This is a genomic window from Silicimonas algicola (assembly GCF_003148765.1).
GTDB classification, from domain to species: domain Bacteria; phylum Pseudomonadota; class Alphaproteobacteria; order Rhodobacterales; family Rhodobacteraceae; genus Silicimonas; species Silicimonas algicola.
This window is the reverse complement of record NZ_QGGV01000003.1, coordinates 412,297-433,158: the sequence shown is the minus strand read 5'-3', so window position 1 is coordinate 433,158 and position 20,862 is coordinate 412,297. Positions and strand designations below refer to the sequence as shown.

The following is a 20,862-nucleotide window of genomic DNA, read 5'->3' as shown; positions in this document are numbered from 1 at the left end:
CGAGCCATGAACGACATGCGTTTGATAGACCGGAAGACCACCATGAACGAGATCAAGATCGCGGCCGAGGGCGTGGACGTCTTCTATGGCGAGAGCCATGCGCTGAAGGACGTCTCGGTCGACATCGAAGAGCGCACGGTGACGGCCTTCATCGGACCGTCGGGCTGTGGCAAGTCGACCTTCCTGCGGTGCCTCAACCGGATGAACGACACGATCCCCACGGCGCGCGTCACGGGCAGGATCACGCTCGACGGCGAGGACATCTATGCGCCCTCGGTGGACCCGGTGCAGTTGCGCGCCAAGGTGGGCATGGTGTTCCAGAAGCCGAACCCGTTCCCGAAGTCGATCTACGACAACGTGGCCTACGGACCCCGCATCCACGGCCTGTCCCGCAACAAGGCCGAGCTGGACGAAATCGTGGAAAATTCGTTGCGCCGCGCGGCCTTGTGGGACGAAGCTAAAGACCGGCTGGCCGAGCCGGGGACCGGTCTGTCGGGCGGCCAGCAGCAGCGGCTCTGCATCGCGCGCGCCGTCGCCACTGCGCCCGAGGTGCTTCTGATGGACGAGCCCTGTTCCGCGCTCGACCCCATCGCCACGGCGCAGGTCGAGGAGCTGATCGACGAGCTGCGCCAGAACTTCTCGGTCGTGATCGTCACGCACTCGATGCAGCAGGCGGCGCGGGTCAGCCAGAAGACGGCCTTCTTCCACCTCGGACACCTCGTCGAATACGACGACACCGACACCATCTTCCAGAACCCGCGCGACACGCGGACCGAAAGCTACATCACGGGCCGGATCGGGTAGGAGAGAGACAGATGAACAACGCGCATATCGCCTCGGCCTTCGACCGTGACCTGGAACGGGTGCAGGCCATGCTGATGAAGATGGGCGGTCTCGTCGAGACCGCGATCCTCGATGGCGCCAAGTCGCTCGAGGCCCGCGACCTCGAACTGGCGGACAGCGTGCGGAAGGGCGACCGCGCCATCGACGCCCTGGAAGAGCAGGTCAACGCCGAGGCGACGCGGGTGATCGCGCTGCGCGCGCCGACCGCGCGCGACCTGCGCACGGTGATGACGGTCATCAAGATCAGCGCCAACCTCGAGCGCTGCGGCGACTATGCCAAGAACATGGCCAAGCGGACGACGGTTCTGGCCGAAACGCCGCCCGTGGGAAGTGCGTCGGTGTCGATCCGCAAGATGGCGCGCGAGGTGCAGCTGATGCTGAAGGATGCGCTTGACGCCTATGTCCAGCGCGACGCGGCGCTCGCCGCCGACGTGATCCAGCGCGACGAGGACGTGGACCAGCTTTACAACGCGCTGTTCCGCGAGCTTCTGACCTTCATGATGGAAGACCCGCGCAACATCACGCCCTGCATGCACCTGCATTTCATCGCCAAGAACATCGAACGGATGGGCGACCACGTCACCAACATGGCCGAGCAGGTGGTCTATCTGGTGACCGGCGCGCTTCCCGACGAGTCCCGTCAGAAGCAGGACGTGACGGCCTACGTGTCCGAGGAATAGACCCATGTCCGCGCAACAGCCCATGGTCCTGGTGATCGAGGACGAACCCGCGCAGCGAGAGGTGCTGGCCTACAACCTTCAGGCCGAGGGCTATGGCGTCACCCATGCCGAAACCGGCGACGAGGCCCTTATCGCCGTCGAGGAGGCGCAGCCCGACGTCATCATCCTGGACTGGATGCTGCCGGGCGTGTCCGGCATCGAGGTCTGCCGGCGGCTGAAGGCGCGAAACGACACGCGGGCCATTCCCGTGATTATGTTAACTGCGCGGGCCGAGGAGGCCGACCGCGTGAGGGGGCTCGAGACCGGGGCGGACGATTACGTCGTGAAGCCGTACTCGGTCATCGAGCTGATGGCGCGCGTCCGCACGCAGTTGCGCCGCACGCGGCCCGCGACCGTGGGCGAGCGGTTGGAGTTCGAGGACATCGCTCTCGACGCCGAGACGCATCGTGTGACGCGTTCCGGTGCGCCGGTGAAGCTGGGGCCGACCGAGTTCCGGCTTCTGTCGACCTTCATGGAGAAGCCTGGACGGGTCTGGTCGCGCGAACAGCTTCTCGACCGCGTCTGGGGGCGGGACATCTATGTCGACACGCGTACGGTCGACGTTCACATCGGACGGCTGCGGAAGGCGCTCTGCGTCCACGGCGGGGAAGACCCGGTGCGGACGGTCAGGGGTGCGGGATATGCGCTTGGTTGATGGTCTAGCTTTAAAGCGCATAATCGGTATTATGTAATATTGCGATTTGGCAGTCAGCCCAGTGCCTTGCACTGCGACGCCGATGAAAGTCCGTGGCGTGCCGGCTACACTTATGTGCGAACGCAATGTTTACGCCCGCCCCATCTCGTGCCGGCTTCCCATAGGGAAACTTTTAGGAGATAATTCGGCCGTTCCGTGAGTGATGGCATTCTAGCCAAGGAACGCAGCCTTCCCGAACCCCGGTGTGCGCCGGGTCAATTGACGGGAGGAATCGGGTGAAACCGAAGCTGGCGGATCGGCGCATTCACGTCGTGAGGCTGGCATTCCAGAGAACGAGTACGAGGTGCGCCCCTTACCTCATCCCCAATGGCGGCGTGCCGGGAGCGTTATGGTGGTCAGGCGGTGCCGCGTCCCGGCGGCACCGCCTTTTTTTGGGCGATCAGGCGCCGCGCGCCGTCTTGGCGACTTCGGCCGCGAAATCCTCGGTCTTCTTCTCGATGCCTTCGCCGACTTCCATGCGGACGAAACCCGTCACGGTCATGCCCGCGGCCTCGGCCGCCTTGCCGACGGTCAGGTCCGGGTTGACGACGAAGGCCTGGTTCAGAAGCGTCGCTTCGGCGACGAACTTCTTCATCCGGCCCACGATCATCTTCTCGATGACAGCCTCGGGCTTGCCGCTTTCGCGCGCGATGTCGATCTGGATCGAGCGTTCCTTCTCGACCACGGCCTGGTCCATGTCGGCCTCGTTCAGCGCGGCCGGGTTCACGGCGGCGATGTGCATTGCGATCTGACGCGCGGTGGCGTCGTCACCACCCGAATACGCGACCAGCACGCCGATCTTGCCCATGCCGTCACCGGCGGCGTTGTGGACATAGGATGCCACGGCGTCGCCCGAGATCTTGGTCATCCGGCGGATCGTCATGTTCTCGCCGATCTTGGCGATGGCATCGGTCAGCCGCTCGGAAGCGGATTTCCCGTCGATGTCGGCAGCCTTCAGCGCCTCGACATCATCGGCTTTCAGCGCGGCGGTGGCGAACTTCGAGACCATGCCCTGGAATTCGTCGTTCTTGGCGACGAAGTCGGTTTCCGAGTTGATCTCGACGGCAACGCCGGTGTTGCCCGAGGTCTTGACGGCCACGAGGCCCTCGGCGGCGGTGCGCCCGGCCTTCTTGTCGGCCTTCGACAGGCCCTTGGTCCGCAGCCAGTCGACCGCGGCGTTCATGTCGCCGTCGGTCTCGGTCAGCGCCTTCTTGGCATCCATCATGCCGGCGCCGCTCAATTCGCGCAGCTCTTTCACCTGTTGTGCGGTGATCGCCATCTTCGGCTCTCCTCGATCTATGGAATAAGGGTCCGGACGCGAGAATGGTCGCGTCCGGTCTCAGAAATGCGACAAGGATTACTCCTTGTTTTCCAGCTCGTAAGGCGCGTCCTTGGCGATGGCGTCGTCCGACACGGTCTCTGTCGAGGCCTTGCCGACCTCGACGCCGGCATCGGCTTCGGTCGCCGCGTCGTCACCAAGGTCTTCTTCCGTCGTTTCCTCGAGAGCGCCCACATCGACACCGGCGGCGCCAAGCTGCGCCGTCATGCCGTCAAGGGCTGCACGGCTGACGAGGTCGCAGTAAAGTGCGATCGCACGCGCCGCGTCGTCGTTGCCCGGAATGATGTAGTCCACGCCGTCGGGCGAGCAGTTGGTGTCGACAATCGCCACGACCGGGATGCCCAGCTTCTTGGCTTCGGCGATGGCCAGGTCTTCCTTGCTCACGTCGATGATGAAGAGAAGATCAGGAAGGCCGCCCATCTCGCGGATGCCGCCGAGCGAGGCCTGAAGCTTCGCCTGGTCGCGTTCCATGCCAAGACGCTCTTTCTTGGTCAGGCCCTCGGCGCCCTGGTCCATCCGCTCGTCGACCTGCTTGAGGTGACCGATGCGCTGGCTGATGGTCTTCCAGTTGGTCAGCATTCCGCCAAGCCAGCGGTGGTTGACGTAATACTGGGCGCAGCGCTCGGCCGCGTCGGCGACGGGCTTCTGCGCCTGCCGCTTGGTGCCCACGAACAGGATGCGGCCGCCGCGCGCGACGGTCTCGCGGATCACGTGCAGCGCCTGGTCCAGCATCGGGACGGTCTGCGTCAGGTCGAGGATGTGGATGCCGTTCCGCTCGCCATAGATGAACTGACCCATGCGGGGGTTCCAGCGTTGCGTCTGGTGGCCGAAGTGGACGCCAGCTTCCAGAAGCTGACGCAAAGTGAATTCAGGGAGCGCCATGTCCAAGGTTCCTTTCCGGTTTGCGCCTCGGCAGAGCGTTTCATCCCGAAACCGGGACAACCGGCGGACCTTGCGGGATGTCTCCCCGAAAGGCCCAAGCCCTGCCTGTGAAGTCCGCGCGAGATAGTCCCATCCCGCGCGGTTATCAAGCGGAAAACGCAGGCCTCATGGCCGGCGCAGGCAGAGCCAGGCCTCCCCTTCCCCGTCCCAGTCCTCCTTGACCATCGCGTGGCGTGCGACGGGCCGGAATCCGACGGAGGCGTAGAAGTCGAGCGCCGCCGCGTTGACGTCAACCGCGATCAGCGACAGGGGCTGCCACGCTCCGGCCGCCGCATCCTCGATCAGCGCCCGCGCAACGCCCCGGCGCCGGAATTCGGGGAAGACTGCCAGCGCATTGATGTAGTGCGTGCCGCAGAGCTCGTTCTCGGCCGCGATGAGGGCGCCGATTAGCGACCCGGCGTCGCCAGCGTCCTCAAGTGTCGCGTCCTTCTCATAGCTCAGAAGGCCGCCCGCAGGCACACCGTCGATCTCGCCAATGCGGAAGCGCATGGCGGGGTCGGCGATCTTGAGCCTCATCCTTTCGAGGATCGCGCTGTCCCTGTCGGCCTCGCCTGCAAAGGATTTGGCCCAGAGGTGCTGCGAGAGGCCGTAGCTGGCCTCCTCGAAGATCCGGCGCAGCACGGGGGCGTCGGCGGCGGTCCCCGAGCGGATGGCGAGGCGCGAGGTGGTGATCTTGGTCTGGTAAGTCATCTTTCTGTCTCCTGTCTTGTGTCCCCGGCGGTCCGGGGGGGCGATCACGACGCGGGCGCGTGATCCCTGTGTCGAGGCACGAGATGGCGCGCCGCGCATCCGATATGCCGTTCGTCCGAGCCGCAGCAGCCGCCGATGACGCGCAGGTCCGGCAGGCTGTCGCGGAACCCGGCGTAGAGCGCGCCGAATTCCTCGGGATTGCCGTCGTCCAGTTCGGTCGCCGCGTCGAGTTCGGCGTGGCTCATGCGGGACGCGTTCGCCCTGACTCCGCCGATGCGCGCCGTCCAGTCGCCCGAGAGAGCGTCGGCGAAGTGGTCGGGATGGGCGCAGTTGACCATGTAGAACAAGGGGTATCCGCCCGTCGCATCCTCGGTGGCCGCGATGGCCTCGGCCAGGGTCGGGCCGGATACGAGCCGTCCGTCGGTCTCGACGGTGAAGCTGATGACGACGGGAAGGCCTGCTTCGCGCGCGGCCTCGGCGATGCCGATCGCCTCGCCGGTGTGGGTCATGGTCATGGCCGACACCAGGTCCGCCCCCTCCTCCGCCATCCAGCGCATCTGCGGCGCGTGGATCGCCGCCGCTGCCTCGGGCTTATGCATGCGGTCGGGCGCGTAGCCGTCGCCCGCCGGTCCGACCACCCCGTTGACGAGGATCGGCAGGGTCGCCGTCTCGTGGGCGTCGCGCAATCCGACGGCAAAGGCGGTCGAGGCACGCGTCAGGCGCTCCATCCCGGCTTCGGTTCGGCCGAGCGTATCGGCCCAGAACGCGCCCGAGCGCCAGGTGGCGGTGTCGAGAACGAACCCGGTTCCCGCCGTCCGCGCCAGATCGATGTAGCTCTGGAAGTACCGCTCCAGCGCCTTCACGCCGCTTTCGCTTTCGCCGTCGAACAGCAGGCAGGAGGCGAAATGCGGCAGGTCGATGCCGTCGTGGAAGATCAGGGTGGTCTCGAGCCCGCCATCGGCCACCCAGGGCCTGTCCGCGGTCATCAGCCGTTCAATGCGTGCGTTCGTCATGATGTGTCTCCGTTCTATGATGTGCGATGGAGATGCCATGTCGGGGCGACTTCGGGCAGTCGTCCCGTGGTCCAGAAGGTGCCGGAAGGAATCGTGTATTCGATTCAGTGGCTTACTCGCCGGCCTGACGCAAAGCGCAGACGCGGGCCCGTCTCAACTGTACTGACGGTACAGCATTGCCCCTCTGTGCGCCCGAGGTTTCGCTACGGCGCAGCCTGCGCTACTCTCCCTCGCGGCAGGCCAGGACAAGGAGCGGAGGCGATGGCGGCGGGCCCCGACACACGTACGCGGATCATGGATGTCGCGCAGGACTCGATCCTGGCGAAGGGGTTCGACGCGACCTCGATCGAAGAGATCGTCGCAGGCGCCGAGATCACCAAGGGCGGCTTCTTCTATCACTTCCCCGACAAGAACGCGCTGGCGCTGGCGCTGATCGAGCGCCACATCGGGGTCGAGGACGCGATCTTCGACGACCTCCTCGCCCGTGCGCGCGAGTTGAACGAGGACCCGCTGCACGCGACGCTGATCGCGCTCAAGCTTCTGGCCGAGCTTCTCGACGACATGCCGAACGGGCATCCCGGCTGCATCGTGGCGACCGCGGCCTATCAGGACCGTCTCTTCAACCGCGACGTGCGCGAGGCGAACCAGCGTGCGGTCCTGGGTTGGCGTGCGCGGTTCCGGGTTATGTTCGAAGAGATCGCGGCGATCTATCCGCCGAACGATCCCGTCGATTTCGATGCGCTGGCCGATCTCGTCAGCGTGGTGGTCGAAGGCGGTATCATCATGTCGAAAGCGCTTGGCGAGCCGCGTGCGACATCGGCGCAGGTCATGCTGCTTCGGTCCTACGTCAAGCTCTTGTTCACGCCGCGCCGAAGCTGAGGCACAAGGATCCTAGTATATCACGCCTCGAACCGCGACCTCGAGACAGGCCGCGCCGAGGTGAACCGGCGGGCGGCGCCGATGGTCGCGACCTCGGGGAACAGCTCCAGGATTTCCTGACGCTGCTGTTCGGCCATGACCCCGAAGATCTGGTCATCGGGATGAAAGGTCTCGGTCCAGACGCCATCGGCAAGGATGACCTCGTGGCGCGAGCAGAGGATGTGGAGATAGCTGACGCCGAGCACGTTCGCCTCCCCTACCCCGGCGCGCCAGACCAGGTCCGATGCGGCGATCAGCACCTCGTCGGGCGACGCCATCGCGGGCCCAAGGTCGGGCCCGGCCAGAAAGCGGTGGTGCGGGCTGACCAGCATGTCGCGGTTCGGGCAGCCCTCGCCGAAGGCGTCCTTCCGCACGAGGACGGGCCGCAGATCGGGCTGCTCGCGGATGTCGCGGTATCCCACGTCGCGGCGGCCGACCCAGGCGATCCGCTTCAGGCCGTTGTCACGGGTGACGACGCGGTCGCCGCGCGACAGCTCCTCAACAGGCCGCGCGCCGCACTCCGTGGCGATCAGCGTTCCGGGTGTGAAGCAAGGTGATGCCGTCCGCAAAAGAAAAAGCCCCCGTCAACGGGGGGCGATCTGGCTGGGTAAACGCGGGGACCGATGCCTAGTCCGATGCGACCCTCCACCCAGGGTCTTGATGCATGGTTCGGCGCCGGTCCCCGCTGCCGAATGGCAGCACTCGATACCCATCTCCGCAGGTCGCCCTACGGAGCCTGCGCGGCTCCCCCAAGCGCCGCACAACTTACCCCCCAGCGAGGTAACGGAAACTTAACCAATGGCGTGGCTCCGCCCAAGGAAAAAGGGCGGAAAGGTGGCGCAAATCCGGGGTCAGGCAGCCTCGCGACAACCAATTGTGGCAAGGCACTCTCGGTCAGGTTGCGGGATTGTGGCGATTGGGGAAACACCCCGCACTTTTGTGCATCGGCTGTTTGCGGCGCGATCCCCGGAGGTTGGAGGCGTGGCTCTCATCAACCTGACTTTGGGGCAACCTGCGGTTTGTTTCGCAAGGAGAACCAAACGCCGATCTCACCTGGCCGAAAGAAGGCGAAATTGTGGCGCTGAAAATTTGAGCCAAAGTCGTTCGCAGCGGTGGATCAATCGGTTCGAAGAGAGCCCATTGGCGACGCGTCGGCGGAATCCTGCCGAATCGCGACCTCAGTCAGGCCGGGGCAACACGCGCAGAACCGAGAGCCACAGCCTCGCGCCGACCGCGTGAGGCCCTCCGCGCGCCAGCGTCACCCGCTGGCCGAAGACGTCCAGTTCCAGCCCGCCCGAGGTTCCCATGACCGTCGCGGGCAGGCAGAGGCTGGCGTCGCTGCGGCCGGGATCCGAGGTCGAGACGAGCACGCTGTCGAGAGGCAGGCCAAGCCCGACCGTCTCGCCCATGCGCGCGACGAGCGGCAGCGTCATGTCGGCCCCCTGCCCCGGATCGGCCCCGAGGATACGCACCCGCATCAGCCCGCCGGTGACCGAGGTGACGACGGCGCGAAGCCGCGCGGGCGGCGACCGCCAGCCTGTCAGCCGTCCACCCGCGATCCCGAGCACTCGGTCGGCCAGCGTCGCCACTTCGGTCGCGGAATGGGTGACGTAAAGGGCGGGCACCTTGGCCTCGCCCACGGCGCGCCCGATGTAGGGCAGAAGCTCGGCCTTGCGGGCGGTGTCGAGGCCGTTCAGCGGCTCGTCGAGGAAAAGGACGGAGGGGTTCGACGCCAGCGCCCGCCCCAGAGCCACCCGCCGCGCCTCGCCGCCCGAGAGATCCGCCACGCCGCGCGTCATCAGCGCGCCGAGATCCAGCGCGTCGACGATGGCGTCATAGCTTTTGACCTCGCGCCGCCGTGCGCCGTAGCGCAGGTTCTCGGCGACCGACAGATGCGGGAACAACGCCGGGTTCTGGAACACGAAGCCCACATGCCGGTCCTCGGGCGCCAGCCGTATCCCCGGCGCGTCCCAGGTCTGCTCGCGGAAGCGTACGGTGGCTTCGTCGGCGCGTTCCAAGCCCGCCAGTGCCCGCAGAAGCGTCGTCTTGCCCCCGCCCGACGGACCGATCAGCGCCGTGATCCCGCTCAGCGGCACGCCTTCGGCGACGTCGAGCGAGAACAGCGCCCCCCGTCTCAGCCGGATCCGGAATTCGAGCGTCTCAGCCAAGCCCCGCGCCTCCCCGCCGGTTGAAGGCATAGACCAGCACCAGCACGATCAGCGACAGCGCCAGGAGCCAGAACGACAGGATATGCGCGGTGCGGTAGTCCAGCGTCTCGACCGCGCTGAAGACCTCGATCGAGATGACGCGCGTCTTGCCGGGGATGTTGCCGCCGACCATCAGAATGACGCCGAACTCGCCCACGGTATGGGCGAAGGACAGGACCGCGGCCGTGATGAGGCCCCGACGCGCCAGCGGCATCGAAACCGAGAAGAAGGCGTCGCGCGGCGAGGCGCCAAGCGTCCGCGCCGCGTCCAGAACGGGGCGCGGAACCGACGCGAAGGCGGTCTGGAGGGGCTGCACCGCAAAGGGGAAGGAATAGATGACGCTGGCGAGGACGAGGCCCGGAAAGCTGAAGGCGAGCGTGTCGCCGGTCAGACGAACCCAGAGCCCGCCGAGCGGCGCCGAGGGCGCCATCAGGATCAGGAGATAGAAGCCCAGCACGGTCGGCGGCAGGACCAGCGGCAGGGCAGTGATCGCCTCGAAGAGGGGCCGTGAGCGCGCCCGCGTCGTCGCCAGCCACCAGGCGAAGGGCAAGGCGATGATCAGGAGGATTACCGTCGTGACTGCGGCAAGCTGAAGCGTCAGGAAGACTGCGGGCCAGACGCTCATGCGCCGGGGGCGCCGTAGCCCGCATCTCGGATCGTGCCGGCGGCGGCGTCCGAGGCAAGCCAGTCCCAGAAGGCGCGCGCGGCGTCGTTGCCCTGAGCGCGGTCCAGAAGGGCCGCGTCCTGCCGGATCGGCGCGACGAAATCGGCGAGGTCCATCGTGGAGGGAGCCGCCATCGCGGGAAGCTGCGAGGCCGACACGAAGGCGAAGTCGGCGTTCCCGGTGACGAAGACCGTCGCCACCTGCCCCACGTTCGCGACGAGGACGGGACGGAAGGTGGCGGTGTCGAGCCTCAGCTTCTCCATCGCCGTCGTTGCGGCCTTGCCGTAGGGCGCGACGGTCGGGTCGGCCAGCGCCACGGTCCGACCCGCGACGGCCTCGCCGACGGTCGCGGCATCGACGGGCGCGCGCGAGACAAGGACGAGACGGCCGAGCGCATAGGTGCGCACCTCTGTCGCGCGGCCCTCTTCCTTCAGACGCGCCGGGCGTTCCTCGTCGGCCGACAGGAAGATGTCGAAGGGGGCGCCCTGCACGATCTGGGCATAAAGCTGGCCGGTCGAGCCGTGGGTGATGACGATCTGGTGCCCCGTCTCGGCCTCGAAGGCTTCGGCCAGCGTCTCGGCTGTGGTGAGGAAGTTGGCGGCGACAGCGACAGTGGCCTCGCCCGCGGCGGCGAGCGATCCCCAAAGCGTTGCGGAAAGTGCGAGAACCCAGCGTGTCATGCGCCTTTCAGGCCATGCCCGCGAGGATTTTGCAAGGGTCGCCGGGGTCGCGGTGGCCCCGGCCAGCGCAATCGCTGCTCTTGCCCGCGACTCAAGCCGCCTTTGTCGCGAATTGCCCCTGGGTCTTAGCTCCGGCGATATCGGCCGCCGCGTCCTCGCCGTCGGTCCGGGCAGGCGCGCCCCAATGGTTCGTGCCGGAGACCCCAAGGGCCGACGGTCGTGCGCGTCAGTCCTTGTCGGCCATCCTCGACCGGATGAAATCGATGGACGCGGCGAGCGCGCCCTGCGGATCGTCCAGCGCGTGCGTCACGGGCGAGAAGGCCTCGAACGACACGGGGCCCGCATAGCCCGCCGCCACCAGCGCCCGCAGTTGCGCCAGGTTGCCAAGCCTGTCGTCCGCGCCGACCAGAACGCGGTGCTCGTCCTCCATCTCCTCGGGCGCGAGCGTCGGGTCCGTGACGCCCGAGACGTGGACGATGCCGGTGTGCTCGGGGAAAAACTCCGTCTCGCCCGCGAGGAAATGGTGGAAGGTGTCGTGGACGATCCGAAAGACGTCGCCGCCGCCCACCGCCTCGATCGCGTCGACCGTCTCGGCCTTCGAGCGCAGCGACGACCGCCGGAAGCCCAGGGGCTCGACCAGTGCGACCATGCCCGCCTCGGCCAGGATCGGGCGGATCTCCTTCAGCGCGACGCGCAGGTTCGCCTGCCGCTCGCTGGTGCCGGTGCCCGTGCCGTCGTTCCGCGGGATCAGGCTGATCGTCTCGGCCCCGCAGGCCTTCGCGGTGGCGACGAGCGCCGTCACCTCGTCCCGGATCGCGTCGGACCAGCTGTTGAACGGGTAGACCTGGCTCAGGCCCACGATGCGCAGGCCCATGCCGCGCGCCGTCTCGCCGACGCTCGCGGGCGCCTCGCCCCCGAAGAGCGGGGTCGGAAGATCGTTGCGGAACTCGACGCCGACGCAGCCGAGGCCCGACGCCTGCTCCAGTAGCGCGCGCCATCCCAGACGGGGCGCGGTCATGTGATTGATCGCGAAGTCCACGCCGATCCTCCTGATGCGTGTTTCGTGGCGACCCTGTCGCGCCGAAGGGGGCGCAGTCAATGCGGCGTGGGCTCTCTCTGCGCATTCGTGACACGTTCTGCGAACGAGGTTCCCTGAGCGCGAGAGGCGGATATGGTCCGGGACCAAGAGGATCCAGAGGAGGAGGCGACATGGCAAGCTGGGTGGACGCCTGCGCGGCGGACGACATCCAAGCCGAGGACCTGGCACGGTTCGACCACGAGGGCCGCACCTTCGTGATCTATCGCGGACCGGCCGACGACTATTTCTGCACCGACGGGCTTTGCACGCATGAGAAGGTTCATCTCGAGGACGGCCTCGTGATGGACTACGAGGTCGAGTGCCCGAAGCACAACGCGACCTTCGACTATCGCACGGGCGAGGCTCTGCGCGCTCCGGCCTGCGTCGACCTCAGGACCTATGCGGTCCGGGTCGAGGGCGGGCGCGTCCTGGTCGAGGTCTGACGCCCTAGGGCGATTTCAACGGAATCGGCCGCCCGGAAAACCGGGCGGCCTGTTCAAGCGACTGAAGCGGCCGTCAGGACTGGCTGCCGCTCGGCACGAGGAACAGGTGGAACACGCCCGGCTCATTCGAAGCCGAGGTATCCATGTCCGTGCTGCTCGCGGAGCTATCCGACGCGGTGTCGCTGCTGCCGGCGGTGGTGGATCCGGACGTCGTGCCGCTGGCCGAGGCATCGGAACCCGTCGTCCCCGACATGCCGCCCATCGCGTTCACGGCGTCGTCGTACTGCGCGTCGCCGGACGTCATGAATTCGTCGCGGCTGAGGCTGCCCGAGGCGTCAGCGTCGATCTGGTTGAATTGCTGGCCATAGCTTTCGGACATGTCCGCCGTCATGGAGCCCTCGACGCTCCACTCCTTCTGGCTCAGGTCGCCGCTCTGATCGGTGTCGAGCGTGCGGAACATCTGCCCCGACCGCGCTTCGGTCTCGGTCTGGCTCATGCTGCCGAGGTCGCTGTCGGACATCGTGCTCGGCAACAGGATGTAGCGCCGCAGCACCAGGACGCCGTCGCTGCCGCCCGCCTGCGCGTCCTGCGTCGCCTGGCGGTACTCGTCCGCGCTGACCGTGCCGCTCTGGTCGGTGTCGGCCTCACCCATGTTGTCGGCGGTGCGCATCGACTGGGGATCCATGCTGCCGCTGTCGCTGGACGACCCCGAGGCATCGCTGCCGCTGCTGGCCTGCTGCATCGTCGGCGTCAGGCCCGAGGTGCATTCCGCGTATTCTTCCTGGCTGATCTCGCCGTTGCCGTCAGCGTCCATTGCCGAGAAGTTCTGCTCGCGCCAGCCGGCCCATTCGTCCCGCGAGACGGTGCCGTTGCCGTCGTCGTCGGAGACGTCGAAGGAGATCAGGCACGACGAGTCCGCGCCGCTGCCGGTCGACGTACCTTCGGTCGTGGTCCCGGACGTCTGGGCGACTGCCGGAGCCGCCAGGCCGAGGGCACATATCATTGCCAGTTTGGATGTCATGTTCATGTTCATGTCGATTCCTTTCATTACCGCTCCGCATCGACGGCGGGTGGTGGTCCGCCGGTGCGTGGAGCGCGGTGAACCTCCTGAACAGAAGGTTTCGGAATATGTTCCAGCCGCAATCGGTAGGTCAGGGGTCCTGGTCTGCAGCGAATGCAGCGAGGTCTTGCCACCACCCAGGGGCCAGTCCCGTCAGCGACGTGCGAAAGTCCTGCGGCTAGCCAGACATCACTCTGAAGGCGGTCTGTCCCGGCTGGAGGCATCAAGGGCCACGCTCAGCGCGTCGCCCACGTTTCTCGCTCGGTAGGGCTTGCTGACCAAGGGACCGTTGAAGGCGAAGGGCAACTCGGAGAGTTCGTATCCGGATGCCACGACCATAGGTATTCCGGCCTTTTCCAGCGCTTCGACGATGGGCCACGCCGACTCGCCGGCAAGATTCGCATCCACGACCGCGGCGTCGGGATGACACCCCTGAAGCAGCGCCAGAGCCGCGCTGACCGTGGAAGCGGGGCCGGCGACGCGATAGCCGAAATCCTGAAGCAGATCCTCCAGCTCCATCGCGATCAGAGCCTCGTCCTCGACGGCGAGTATGGTGAGGGGCTTCTCAGTCATGGCTTAGAGTCCTTTCGGCAGGAAACGACATGCGGCAGGTGAGTCCCGTCGGCGCGTAATCGAGTGTCACCTTGCCGTCGAGTTCATAAGCAATGCCCCGCTCCAGCATCCGGCTACCGAACCCCTCGCGCTCCGGCGCCTCGACCCTCGGGCCGTCGTGTTCGCTCCAGGACACTTCCAGGCGCTGCCCCTCCTGGTCCTCGCGCAACTCCCAGGACAGGCGCACCGTCCCGTCGGAACTTGCGAGCGCCCCGTAATTCAGCGCGTTGGTGGACAGCTCGTGGAGCGCCATCGATATCGTGATGGCGGCATTCGGTGACAGCCGGACCTCCGGCCCCTCGAGCACCAGCCTGTGCTGGCCGTCGACGAAGCTGCCGAGGACGGCGTCGGCAAGCTCACGCAGGTCGGTCCGGCGCCAGCGGTCCTTGGTCAGGAGACCGTGCGCCTGTCCCAGGGCCTGCACGCGTTCCTGAAAGGCCGGAACGAAGTCGGCAGGATCGGGCGACGAGCGAAGGGTCTGGCTCGCGATCGACTGGACCACCGCCAGCATGTTCTTCACGCGGTGGTTCAACTCGCCCATCATCATCTCGCGTTCCGCCTCATGGCGTTTACGCTCGCTGATGTCCTGGAACAGGATCGCGACGCGGCTGTCGTCCAACTTGCTGAAGCTGACGCCGAACCAGCGATCCAGCGGCTTGGCGAAAAGCTCGGCGTGCTCGGGCCTGCCGGAGTCGAGAACGCGGGTCGGCAGCATCCACCAGTGAGGCTCGAAATCGCCGCCGACGTCCGAGAGACGCTTGCCCTTGAAATCGATGTGCACCAGCCGGACGGCAGCGGGATTGGCGTCGGCGTAAAGAACGTCGACTGCCTTTCCGGTGTGGTCACGGATCACCTCGGCCAGGATGTATCCCTCGTCCATCGACTCGAAGAGACGGCGATAGCGCGCTTCGCTCTCGCGCAGCCGCTTCTCGGTTTCGCGGCGTGAGGTAATGTCCACGAAACTGACAACGACGCCCTCGATCTTGTCATCGACCGTCCGGTATGGCCGCAGCCGCATCATCAGCCAGCGTCCGTCGCGGGTCTCGACCTCGGACTCGACCGGCACGAGGTCACGCAGGACCTTTGCCGCCTCCCGCTCCATTCCGTCGTGCGCGAGCTTGTGGGTGAAGTCGGTGATGGGTCGGCCGACATCGCTGTCCGTCACACTGAACAGTTGCTCGACCGCCGGCGTCAGCATCTTGATGCGAAGCTTTGCATCGAGGAAGAGAGTGCCGATGTCGGTCGCGTTGATGAGGTTCTGAAGGTCGCTGTGAGCGGAGGCGACGTCGTCGAGCTTGTCCTTGAGTTCGCTGTTGACGGCCGAGAGCTCCTCGTTGATCGAGTGAAGCTCTTCCTTGCTGGTCTCGAGCTCCTCGGCGGTCGACCGGTATTCCTCGTTGATCGACTGAAGCTCCTCGTTCGCGACGCGAAGCTCCTGGTGCGACCTCTCGTGCTCGCGCCGGCTTGAGCCCAGACGGTCCTGCGTGGTCCTGAGTTCAGCCTCGAGTTGCCGGATGCGCTCGGAACTTGCCACATCCCCGCCCGAGACCTCTGGCGCCCGGTCGCCCGAAGCGGGGCCGGTATCGATGAGGAGGACCAGCGCCTGTTTCCCCCCCTGCCCCTCGGCGGCGACGGGCTGGACGTGCATCACGACCCGTCTCGCGTCGCCGTTCAAAGCGACGGAGACGGGCAGCGTCAGCGTGGCTCTCCGGCCTCGAACGCGCGGTTCAGTGCCGGGACGATTTCGGAACGCAACTCGGCGCGAAGGACCGAGGGCAGGTCCGACGTGAAGGGCCCCTCGGGCGGCCGGATGAATTGGCCGGCGGACTTGGAGAGGTTGAGGATGCGGTGCTCGTCGTCCACCAGGATGCTCGGTGGCGCGAATTGTTCCAGCGCCGCCGCATGGACCACCGGGGATGGCTTCGCATGAACACCTGCTTCGAGATCGCGCGCCGGCGAAAACGGCGAGCGGTGTTCGGGGGGGAGCTGCATCAGAAGGTCGAGGCTGCGTCTACTTTTGGATTTCGCGGAATAGACCCGCGCCTCTCGGTCGCAGGGCGCAAACAGTTTGGGATCGGTATCGGCGCTTTCGGCCGATCCAAGGAAAAGATAGCCGCCCGGCTCCAACGAATAATGAAACAGGGCGAGAAGCTGATGTTGCACTTCGCGCTCGAGGTAGATCAGCAGGTTCCGGCAGGCAACGAGGTCGAGATGGATGAAGGGCGGGTCCTTGAGTGCGCTGTGATGCGCGAAGAGGACCATTTCCCGGATTTCCTTCCGGATCAGATAGTGTGTGCCTTCTTCGATGAAGAAGCGTTTCAGCCGGTCGTGCGAAACGTCGGCCTCGATCGCCTTCGGGTATCGACCTTCCCTCGCGGTGGCCAGCGCGCCCTCGTCAAGGTCGGTGGCGAAGATCTGGATTGCAGGGACGACTTGCTGTCGCTCGGCTTCCTCGACCGCAAGCATGGCGATGGAATAGGCTTCCTCTCCGGTGGCGCATCCGGCCGACCAGACGCGGATCTTCGACTCTCCGTCGAGCTTCCGGGTGAGCGGCCCAAGGGAATGTTCGGCCAGTGACTCGAAGGCGGCGGGATCGCGAAAGAACGCGGTGACCGAGATCAGGAGATCTCCGAACAGATCCTGCGCCTCCTCCGGGTTCTCGCGCAGGTAATCCACATAGTCTGCGAGACTGGTCCGGCGCGTCACCTGCATGCGACGGGCGATCCGGCGCATCACCGTGGCCCGCTTGTAGTTCGAGAAGTCGTGGCCCGTCCGCGCATAAAGAAACGCCAGGATCTCTCGCACGGCGTCCCTGGCCTCGTCGTCCTTCAACCGGCGAAGTGCGTCCTTGCTGCGCGCCACCTCGGCAATGAGACCCGTCATGCGTTCGATCGGCTCGACGAAGTCGGCGACACCCGTGGCGATGGCGCTGCGCGGCATCATGCTGAACTCGGCTTCGCTCGGGTCCTGCACGAAGATGACGCCGCCGGCCTCCTTGATCTTGCGGACACCCACAGAGCCGTCGGATCCGGCACCGCTCATCACCACGGCAAAGCCGTCGCCCCGCCCGCTGGCCACGGACCGAAAGAACATGTCGATCGGCGCGCGATGTCCCCTCGGCTCGGTAAAGGGCCGCGATGCGACGTTGTTGCCCTCGATGACAAGCTCCCGGTCGGGCGCGATGACGTAGACGCAGTTCGGCTCGAGCTTCGGCGAGTCCTCGACCTGATGGACCGGCATCCTGGTGCGGCCGGTCAGGATCTCGCTCAACTGGCTATCGTGGTCAGGAGACAGGTGGACGATGACGACGTAGGCCAACCCGAGGTCCGGATCGACGCTTTCGAAGAAGGTCTGAAGCGCCCGGACGCCACCGGCCGACGCCCCGATCGCGCAGACCGGGGTCAGCGGCCCTTCGGGTCGCCCTTCGTTCGTAGTGACATCGAGCATGTTCACCCTGAAGCAATGCGGCTGAAGCCTGCGCTCCCGCCTGGCGTCTATCTATACGGGGAATGACGGGGAAATGTGCCGAACTATATCAATTGAACCCGAGCAGGCTTTTAAAGTTCCTCTCTGTTCATCTCAACCAGCCGTTCTCCTGCCTAGGCAGAGCGACGCTCATCCAACCTCACATCAAGGCGAGACCTCCGTTTTTGCAGGCCCGGCGCGCGGCACATCGCGAAGCGCCCGGTCGGAAAGCAGCTCCATACCGTCGGAAGCTCGGGAACATGAGCAGCGGGCCGCTGTTCTGTGCAGATGTCGGATATCACCTCCGACGTTCCCGAAGTGCCTGTGGGCGCGCTGCCCACGATAGGCCTTTGCAATCCAATAGGAGGAACAGCAGATGAAGATGATCTCCAAATACCTGACGACCGCGTCCGTTCTGGTGGTGGCCCTCGGCGTCACTCCCGCGATGGCTGATTGCCATGGCGACTGGGACACCAACAGCGACGCGATGCTGGATCAAAACGAATTCGGAGTGGCCAACGATGAGCGTGGCTGGTTCGGGAATGCCGACGTCGACACCAGTGACTCCTTGTCTTCGGACGAGGTCGGCACCGGTCTCTACGGGGGCTATGACCGCGACGACAGCGGCACCTTCTCGGAAGAGGAACAGCAGGCCGGCTTTTCTGTCAGCGACGACTACACGGCCTGGGACTCCGACCAGAGCGGCGACCTCAGCGAGGATGAGTTCTCGGCAGGAATGGACGAGAACGGAATGTTCGACGAGTGGGACGCAGATGCGAGCGGCGACCTTTCGCAGGAAGAGTTCAACGAGGGCGTTTATGGCCGGTACGACGCGGACCAGAGCGGAAACCTCGAGGAAACCGAAGCTTCGGCGTACTGCGACGATTACGGGGAAGAGGGCTTCTGGGACTTCTGACGCGACATCGGGCTGCGCCGCATCGGTCGTACCGGCGGCGCAGCCCGTGCTTCTTTCGCTTGTCTCGCGAAGCTGCCGAAACGACTTGGGCAAACGCAGGAGCGGCCGGGTTGCTCCGGCCGCCACCAATTCGGGTTCAGGCTTCACCCTGATTTGGAATACAGGTCACCGCGACCTCTTGGTCCCGTCGGAGGAGGAAGACGCCTGGCTGGCGGTCGTCTCGTCACTCGACGACTTCACGCGCAGGTTGTTCTGGACGTGACCGACGCCGCTGACCGACTCGGCGCAGTCCTCGGCCCGGCGCTTTTCCCAACGCGTTTGAACCGTACCGTTGAGGGTGACCTCCTGGTCGCTCACCTCGACCGAGATATCTGAGGCGTCGAGAGAGCCGTCGTCCGTGATCCGGTCGTTGACGTCCTCCCTGATGCGGTCATCGGACCTCTTGTAGCCCTTTGGACCGCGGCCCCGGTGGTTCTGGCGTTCTCCGGACGAGGGCTGTCCGCCGCCTGCGAAGTCGGAGGCGTATCCACTTCCGCCATAAGCGCCTCCCGCGCCGCTTCCGTACCCGCGGGAGCCTTGGCCCCCACCCTGCATGGTGCCCCCGCCGCCGCCGGAGTAGCCCCCGCCGCTGCTGGAGTAGCCCCGGTCGGCGTCGTCGTCTCGATAGCCCGGATCCTGCCGGCGGCTCACTTCATAGCCTCCCGAGTGTCCCGGCGAACTGACGCGTCCGGAGTAGTCCCGGCCACGGCCCTGGTTGAAACTGCCGGACTGCTCGCGACCGCCATATTGGCCATAACCGCCCCGCTCCTGGCCGCCGTATTGACCGTAGCGACCCGGCAGCTGGCCGTCGTACTGGCCATCATCGGACCGGCCATAGTCGCCGGACGACCCCTGTTGCGGGTCATCGTCCCGCATGTCCTGGCCGCTCATGGACCTGGAGCGATACTGTTCGTCGGACCGGTCGTACTCGGACCCGGCACCGCGCATCTGCTGGCGACGGTTGTCGTCGCGATCCCAGTTTTCCCTGCCGTTGTCTTGCGGCTCGCGTGATTGACGTCTCATTGCGTTGCCTCCTCTGGCTTTGTCCCACCAGAACAGGAGGCAAGCATCGATGTTCCTGACCGTTCCGCTGCATCGGTCCCGGCCCAAATGATGGGAACCACGGACCGGGTTCGATGTTGGGAAGCCAATGATGAACCCAGAAAAACAAGGCCAATGAGCGAATGGATTTCGCAGAACGGCGAGGTGCTGAGGCTCGCTCTGGACGCCGCCATGACGGTGATATGGATCGCCTATCTGCATGTCTTCGCTCAGAGCCTGCGACGCCAGAGGAGGTCCGATATCCACATCTCCCAAAGTGCGGATGGCACCATGTTCGTCTCGAACCTCGGCCTCGAACCGATCTTCATTTCGGACATCGTCGCCGAGGTGGAGGCCGGCACCAAAACCCGCGTTCTGGAGCTGACGGATCGATGCGAAAACGTCGATCCAAGCAGCGGAGAGGCAGCCATGGTCACCACGCACGGACCCATGAGCAGCGGAGGTTTCTCGAAGATTTGCGATCGCAGGGAATTGGCCGAATGGCTTTCCTCGGACCTTTCCCGGCCTGACGAGATAGCTCGCGTTACCCTGTCCGTGTTGGCCGAAACGGCGGCGACGGACACGCCGGTTGGGGCATCGCGCCAATTTCGCGTCCGCTTCGGACAAAGCGGACCGGACTTCGCCCCCGAGACGTTGAGAACGCGACAGATCCGTAGCCGTCGCAATGTCCGGCGCCTGATGAGCGTTGTCCGTTCGCTGTCCTACGATGCCGCGGGCGACTAGCCCGTGTGCTTCGCCTTTCCGGCGTACTGGTCGATGGCCCCCGCCATTTCGAGCATGAGCTCGTGCATCGAGACCGAGTCGTCGCCGTAGGGATAGAAGTGAGACATGTCGCCCTCGTCCCACTTCTTCCGGAGGGCGGGCTTGGTGATGTCCCAATCCTCGTAGGTCTGACGGGCGAGGTCGCGCAGGTCGGAGTGCAACTCGGACATCGAGGGCCTGCCCCAGTAATAATACCCGTTGTAGACCTTGTGGACCCGCAGGTCGCGTCCGAGCACGACGGTGTGCGGAATCATGACGTCATGCTGGGTGTCGGTGTATTCGTTGATGTCGAGTTGCTTCTGCACCACCCGATCCTCGTCGTAGAGAAAGGGCCAGGGCGCGGCGGTCTGCTGCCGATAGTTGTTGGTCGTGTGCCAGTCGTCCGTCGTGATCGTCACGGCTTGCGTGTAACCCACCACCATCTGCGGATGAAAGCGCACCAGCTCCAGTACATGCTGCCGGTCCTTGGGGCAGAAGAAGCCCCTTGTCAGGAACAGCACCATAAGCTGATCGCCCTGAAGGTCCGAAAGCCTGCGTTTCGTCTTTGTGTGGTCCGGAAGAACGAAGTCCGGAAATGTCGTCCCGGGAGCGAACTGTTCCTGCATGGCTTACCTCCGATATGGCGATGATCGCAGAAACAGAGCCGACGCTGCGATGTTCCTCACCGCCGCTGTCCGAGCCGGATCATGGCCAACGCCCCGTCGGCGGCCCAAGCC

22 protein-coding genes are annotated in these 20,862 nt (G+C 65.6%); 7 read left to right on the top strand and 15 right to left on the bottom strand.

All coding sequences use genetic code 11. The features are described from left to right. The first annotated feature begins 6 nt into the window (after positions 1-6). From pstB to phoB, 3 genes are read left to right on the top strand one after another with little or no spacing between them, the layout of a single operon-like run. A complete protein-coding gene (gene pstB, locus C8D95_RS09540; RefSeq protein WP_109758934.1) occupies positions 7-804 on the top strand; it encodes a phosphate ABC transporter ATP-binding protein PstB in 798 nt (265 codons plus the stop codon). 11 nt (positions 805-815) lie between these two features. Further along, a complete protein-coding gene (gene phoU / locus C8D95_RS09535; protein WP_109758933.1) occupies positions 816-1,523 on the top strand; it encodes a phosphate signaling complex protein PhoU in 708 nt (235 codons plus the stop codon). Between the two features lie 4 nt (positions 1,524-1,527). Beyond that, positions 1,528-2,217 (top strand): phosphate regulon transcriptional regulator PhoB, encoded by a 690-nt coding sequence (phoB, locus tag C8D95_RS09530; protein ID WP_109758932.1) that lies wholly within the window; start codon positions 1,528-1,530, stop codon positions 2,215-2,217. A 439-nt stretch (positions 2,218-2,656) separates the two neighbouring features. Here phoB and tsf read toward each other — a convergent pair whose 3' ends face one another. The 4 genes from tsf to C8D95_RS09510 all read right to left on the bottom strand — a co-directional run bounded on the left by tsf (position 2,657) and on the right by C8D95_RS09510 (position 6,240). Then, positions 2,657-3,535 (bottom strand): translation elongation factor Ts, encoded by an 879-nt coding sequence (gene tsf, locus C8D95_RS09525; RefSeq protein WP_109758931.1) that lies wholly within the window; start codon positions 3,533-3,535, stop codon positions 2,657-2,659. 78 nt (positions 3,536-3,613) lie between these two features. Beyond that, the gene (gene rpsB / locus C8D95_RS09520) at positions 3,614-4,477 is read right to left on the bottom strand and encodes a 30S ribosomal protein S2 (RefSeq protein WP_109758930.1); all 864 of its coding nucleotides are present in this window, start codon (positions 4,475-4,477) and stop codon (positions 3,614-3,616) included. A gap of 165 nt (positions 4,478-4,642) precedes the next feature. Then, positions 4,643-5,227 carry a GNAT family N-acetyltransferase gene (locus C8D95_RS09515; protein WP_164721644.1) on the bottom strand — a complete coding sequence of 195 codons (585 nt, stop codon included), beginning with the start codon at positions 5,225-5,227 and terminating at the stop codon, positions 4,643-4,645. A 44-nt stretch (positions 5,228-5,271) separates the two neighbouring features. After that, positions 5,272-6,240 carry a homocysteine S-methyltransferase family protein gene (locus C8D95_RS09510; protein WP_109758928.1) on the bottom strand — a complete coding sequence of 323 codons (969 nt, stop codon included), beginning with the start codon at positions 6,238-6,240 and terminating at the stop codon, positions 5,272-5,274. A gap of 261 nt (positions 6,241-6,501) precedes the next feature. Here C8D95_RS09510 and C8D95_RS09505 point away from each other — a divergent pair, with 261 nt between their 5' ends. Continuing rightward, entirely contained in the window at positions 6,502-7,119 is a 618-nt protein-coding gene (locus C8D95_RS09505) for a TetR/AcrR family transcriptional regulator (protein ID WP_109758927.1), read from the top strand. 20 nt (positions 7,120-7,139) lie between these two features. Here C8D95_RS09505 and C8D95_RS09500 read toward each other — a convergent pair whose 3' ends face one another. The 5 genes from C8D95_RS09500 to C8D95_RS09480 all read right to left on the bottom strand — a co-directional run bounded on the left by C8D95_RS09500 (position 7,140) and on the right by C8D95_RS09480 (position 11,748). Then, positions 7,140-7,727: a Hint domain-containing protein gene (locus tag C8D95_RS09500; protein ID WP_109758926.1), complete on the bottom strand. Its 588-nt coding sequence runs from the start codon at positions 7,725-7,727 to the stop codon at positions 7,140-7,142. A gap of 609 nt (positions 7,728-8,336) precedes the next feature. Beyond that, on the bottom strand, positions 8,337-9,326 hold the full coding sequence (locus C8D95_RS09495; protein ID WP_164721643.1) for an ATP-binding cassette domain-containing protein: 990 nt from the start codon (positions 9,324-9,326) through the stop codon (positions 8,337-8,339). After that, complete coding sequence (modB, locus tag C8D95_RS09490; RefSeq protein ID WP_109758924.1) at positions 9,319-9,990, bottom strand: molybdate ABC transporter permease subunit; 672 nt, start codon at positions 9,988-9,990, stop codon at positions 9,319-9,321. Before modB ends, C8D95_RS09495 begins: the two co-directional genes overlap by 8 nt. Then, on the bottom strand, positions 9,987-10,709 hold the full coding sequence (modA, locus tag C8D95_RS09485) for a molybdate ABC transporter substrate-binding protein (RefSeq protein WP_109758923.1): 723 nt from the start codon (positions 10,707-10,709) through the stop codon (positions 9,987-9,989). The genes modB and modA overlap by 4 nt, the downstream gene beginning before the upstream one ends. A 226-nt stretch (positions 10,710-10,935) precedes the next feature. After that, on the bottom strand, positions 10,936-11,748 hold the full coding sequence (locus C8D95_RS09480; RefSeq protein WP_109758922.1) for a TIM barrel protein: 813 nt from the start codon (positions 11,746-11,748) through the stop codon (positions 10,936-10,938). Positions 11,749-11,918: 170 nt separating this feature from the next. Between C8D95_RS09480 and C8D95_RS09475 the strand changes: the two genes are divergently transcribed. Continuing rightward, on the top strand, positions 11,919-12,230 hold the full coding sequence (locus C8D95_RS09475) for a MocE family 2Fe-2S type ferredoxin (RefSeq protein ID WP_109758921.1): 312 nt from the start codon (positions 11,919-11,921) through the stop codon (positions 12,228-12,230). A gap of 73 nt (positions 12,231-12,303) precedes the next feature. On the opposite strand, the gene C8D95_RS09470 is transcribed toward C8D95_RS09475, so the two are convergent. The 4 genes from C8D95_RS09470 to C8D95_RS22010 form a co-directional block, all read right to left on the bottom strand. Next, on the bottom strand, positions 12,304-13,251 hold the full coding sequence (locus tag C8D95_RS09470; RefSeq protein WP_170121479.1) for a hypothetical protein: 948 nt from the start codon (positions 13,249-13,251) through the stop codon (positions 12,304-12,306). 228 nt (positions 13,252-13,479) lie between these two features. Continuing rightward, entirely contained in the window at positions 13,480-13,863 is a 384-nt protein-coding gene (locus tag C8D95_RS09465) for a response regulator (protein ID WP_109758919.1), read from the bottom strand. After that, on the bottom strand, positions 13,856-15,550 hold the full coding sequence (locus C8D95_RS09460) for an HWE histidine kinase domain-containing protein (protein ID WP_126918551.1): 1,695 nt from the start codon (positions 15,548-15,550) through the stop codon (positions 13,856-13,858). The genes C8D95_RS09465 and C8D95_RS09460 overlap by 8 nt, the downstream gene beginning before the upstream one ends. A gap of 47 nt (positions 15,551-15,597) precedes the next feature. Next, positions 15,598-17,349: a CheR family methyltransferase gene (locus C8D95_RS22010; RefSeq protein ID WP_164721642.1), complete on the bottom strand. Its 1,752-nt coding sequence runs from the start codon at positions 17,347-17,349 to the stop codon at positions 15,598-15,600. A 394-nt stretch (positions 17,350-17,743) separates the two neighbouring features. Between C8D95_RS22010 and C8D95_RS09445 the strand changes: the two genes are divergently transcribed. Next, positions 17,744-18,283, top strand: a complete 540-nt coding sequence (locus C8D95_RS09445; protein ID WP_109758916.1) for an EF-hand domain-containing protein — start codon at positions 17,744-17,746, stop codon at positions 18,281-18,283. Positions 18,284-18,448: 165 nt separating this feature from the next. Here C8D95_RS09445 and C8D95_RS09440 read toward each other — a convergent pair whose 3' ends face one another. After that, positions 18,449-19,345: a BON domain-containing protein gene (locus C8D95_RS09440; RefSeq protein ID WP_241239866.1), complete on the bottom strand. Its 897-nt coding sequence runs from the start codon at positions 19,343-19,345 to the stop codon at positions 18,449-18,451. Between the two features lie 153 nt (positions 19,346-19,498). Here C8D95_RS09440 and C8D95_RS09435 point away from each other — a divergent pair, with 153 nt between their 5' ends. Further along, a complete protein-coding gene (locus C8D95_RS09435; RefSeq protein WP_109758915.1) occupies positions 19,499-20,107 on the top strand; it encodes a hypothetical protein in 609 nt (202 codons plus the stop codon). Here the strand turns inward: C8D95_RS09435 and C8D95_RS09430 are convergent. Then, complete coding sequence (locus tag C8D95_RS09430) at positions 20,104-20,751, bottom strand: redoxin domain-containing protein (RefSeq protein ID WP_109758914.1); 648 nt, start codon at positions 20,749-20,751, stop codon at positions 20,104-20,106. The genes C8D95_RS09435 and C8D95_RS09430 overlap by 4 nt on opposite strands. Positions 20,752-20,862: the final 111 nt, after the last annotated feature.

Coding starts and splice junctions, on each gene's coding strand:
- C8D95_RS09435 (WP_109758915.1), top strand. CDS start 19,499: ATGAGCGAATGGATTTCGCAGAACGGCGAGGTGCTGAGGCTCGCTCTG.
- C8D95_RS09460 (WP_126918551.1), bottom strand. CDS start 15,550: ATGCACGTCCAGCCCGTCGCCGCCGAGGGGCAGGGGGGGAAACAGGCG.
- C8D95_RS09445 (WP_109758916.1), top strand. CDS start 17,744: ATGAAGATGATCTCCAAATACCTGACGACCGCGTCCGTTCTGGTGGTG.
- C8D95_RS09515 (WP_164721644.1), bottom strand. CDS start 5,227: ATGACTTACCAGACCAAGATCACCACCTCGCGCCTCGCCATCCGCTCG.
- C8D95_RS09440 (WP_241239866.1), bottom strand. CDS start 19,345: ATGAGACGTCAATCACGCGAGCCGCAAGACAACGGCAGGGAAAACTGG.
- tsf (WP_109758931.1), bottom strand. CDS start 3,535: ATGGCGATCACCGCACAACAGGTGAAAGAGCTGCGCGAATTGAGCGGC.
- C8D95_RS09470 (WP_170121479.1), bottom strand. CDS start 13,251: ATGACATCCAAACTGGCAATGATATGTGCCCTCGGCCTGGCGGCTCCG.
- C8D95_RS09430 (WP_109758914.1), bottom strand. CDS start 20,751: ATGCAGGAACAGTTCGCTCCCGGGACGACATTTCCGGACTTCGTTCTT.
- C8D95_RS09475 (WP_109758921.1), top strand. CDS start 11,919: ATGGCAAGCTGGGTGGACGCCTGCGCGGCGGACGACATCCAAGCCGAG.
- pstB (WP_109758934.1), top strand. CDS start 7: ATGAACGACATGCGTTTGATAGACCGGAAGACCACCATGAACGAGATC.
- rpsB (WP_109758930.1), bottom strand. CDS start 4,477: ATGGCGCTCCCTGAATTCACTTTGCGTCAGCTTCTGGAAGCTGGCGTC.
- C8D95_RS09505 (WP_109758927.1), top strand. CDS start 6,502: ATGGCGGCGGGCCCCGACACACGTACGCGGATCATGGATGTCGCGCAG.
- C8D95_RS22010 (WP_164721642.1), bottom strand. CDS start 17,349: ATGCTCGATGTCACTACGAACGAAGGGCGACCCGAAGGGCCGCTGACC.
- modA (WP_109758923.1), bottom strand. CDS start 10,709: ATGACACGCTGGGTTCTCGCACTTTCCGCAACGCTTTGGGGATCGCTC.
- C8D95_RS09510 (WP_109758928.1), bottom strand. CDS start 6,240: ATGACGAACGCACGCATTGAACGGCTGATGACCGCGGACAGGCCCTGG.
- phoB (WP_109758932.1), top strand. CDS start 1,528: ATGTCCGCGCAACAGCCCATGGTCCTGGTGATCGAGGACGAACCCGCG.
- C8D95_RS09465 (WP_109758919.1), bottom strand. CDS start 13,863: ATGACTGAGAAGCCCCTCACCATACTCGCCGTCGAGGACGAGGCTCTG.
- phoU (WP_109758933.1), top strand. CDS start 816: ATGAACAACGCGCATATCGCCTCGGCCTTCGACCGTGACCTGGAACGG.
- modB (WP_109758924.1), bottom strand. CDS start 9,990: ATGAGCGTCTGGCCCGCAGTCTTCCTGACGCTTCAGCTTGCCGCAGTC.